Raw genomic sequence first — 1,895 nt, forward strand, 5'->3', positions numbered from 1 at the left:
TTCTCTTCTCTCAGTGCAATAAGATCTTTAAGAAAATTATTCACAAAGAGGGTTAAGAGACGCTTCGCTTTTAGAGGCAGTAACAAAACAATTAATCACTTGGGTTAGTGGCTTTATTTTCTCATTTACTTCTCATTCTCTTCTCTCAGTTCAATTAGGCCTAAGTGAATGATGCGCAAAGAGGGCTAAGAGATGCTGCGCTTTTAGTTATTTAGCCCGCAACTCGAAGCTCGTCGCTAACGACATTAAAAAATGCCGCGACATGAAGTCGCTGCTACAAGTCGGCAATAATATCAACCTAGAACCGGCTTGACCCTCTCATTTGTTTCTCATTTTCTTCTCTTTGTTCAAAAAATATTTTAGTGATTTTTTTACCACAGAGGGTAGGAGAAAAAAGAGAAAGTGACTAAATACAAATGTTATAAGTATTAGCAAATACTTTGTATTCTCTGTGCAGCGCGCAGCGCCTCTGTGTCCTCTGTGGTTCAAGAGCAATTTTTATGTTTTGGGTTTAAGTAATTTATTCACAAAGAGGGTTAAGAGACGCTGCGCTTTTAGATATTTAGCCCGCAACTAGAAGCCCGCCGCCCGCCGCCCGCCGCCAGCGACATTAAAAAATGACGCGACATGAAGTCGCTGCTACAAGTCGGAAATAATAGCGGCCTGATACCTAGCACCTAAAACCTATCGCCTGTTCAAATTTACTGCTCTTCTAAATCAAATTCGGTGGTGTGGCCGTCGCCGTGTATGAGCTGGTAGCGGACTAAATTGCCGCCTTTAAGGGTAACCAAACTAATAGCCGAATCACTTACTAGGTACTTTTGGCCTGTGCCTTTAGTTTGGTGTTTGTCGACTTCCATGTGCCAGCGTTTGGTAAAAAAGTTAAGCGGACTTTTAGGGCCATATAAAATGGAGTCGAGCTTATCAAGCACATTTATTAGCTTACGCGGGAACTCGTTTTTAATGCCACTGGCTGTGAGCTGCCAAATTCTGTTGGGGTGATCGCCAAAACGCTTTTGCACTGAAAAACAAAACGAATAATGCACGTCGCCTGATAAAATCAGCGTTTCATTTGGGGTGTCGGTACGTCTAAATGTGTCGAGCAATTTTTTAGCTGAACCTTCGTGCGCCATCCAGTTTTCTACATCAACCATAAGCGGTTGCCCACACATGTTAAACACCGCTTGAATTGCCTCTATTGATTTGACTCCAAACACCGGTGCGGGCGATACAATAATGACTTGGTCATGGCTGAGTAGGCTTTCTTCAAGCTCAGTGAGACGCTCCCAATCTAACAAGCCTGAGGGTTCATTAAAGTTCTGCTCGTTACGCCAGCGGTGTGTTCGGGTATCAAGCACCACCACTTTAGGAATAGTTGTTAGCTCATAATGCCAATGGTTAAAATCGTTAAGGTGTTTATCAAACGCTTTAAATTGCCAATGCTGATCGCCCGCTAAACTTGTTGTAAATGGAGTAAGTAGCGCACCGGTTTTTTGTAGCGCGTCGTTACCCATCCCCTGAAACAGCCAATAGCTTGCTAAGCCATTATTAACAATACGCTTGCTGCTAGGGTTTTGATTAATGGCTTGCTCCCACCCGGCGGTGAGGTTCCAATCATCAGTTACATCGTGATCGTCAAACATCATTAAGGTAGACACATTGGCACATAATCGCTCTACCTCAGCTAAGCCTTTAGCGTAATCAATGAGTGTGGCTTTTTCTGTGCTAAACAATGCTTGGCTTTTTTCGTTACCGCCTGAGTAATTTAGCTTTGATAAGTCAACATATTGCCACGCGGTACTACTAAAATTAAGTAAGTAACCTGAGATCTGCTTAAGCGATAACTAGTGCGTTGAGCTCTACGTCAGTTAAATTAAGGTGTGGCTTATTTTCTT

1 pseudogene is annotated in these 1,895 nt (G+C 42.9%); it reads right to left on the bottom strand.

The window, feature by feature from the left end:
* Positions 1-701: 701 nt before the first annotated feature.
* Positions 702-1,829 (bottom strand): annotated as a pseudogene (locus tag AAEY57_RS19085) (alkaline phosphatase D family protein); the annotation flags it as partial.
* Positions 1,830-1,895: the final 66 nt, after the last annotated feature.

The sequence above is a fragment of the Pseudoalteromonas sp. MER144-MNA-CIBAN-0113 genome (genome assembly GCF_040308965.1).
Lineage (GTDB): Bacteria > Pseudomonadota > Gammaproteobacteria > Enterobacterales > Alteromonadaceae > Pseudoalteromonas > Pseudoalteromonas tetraodonis.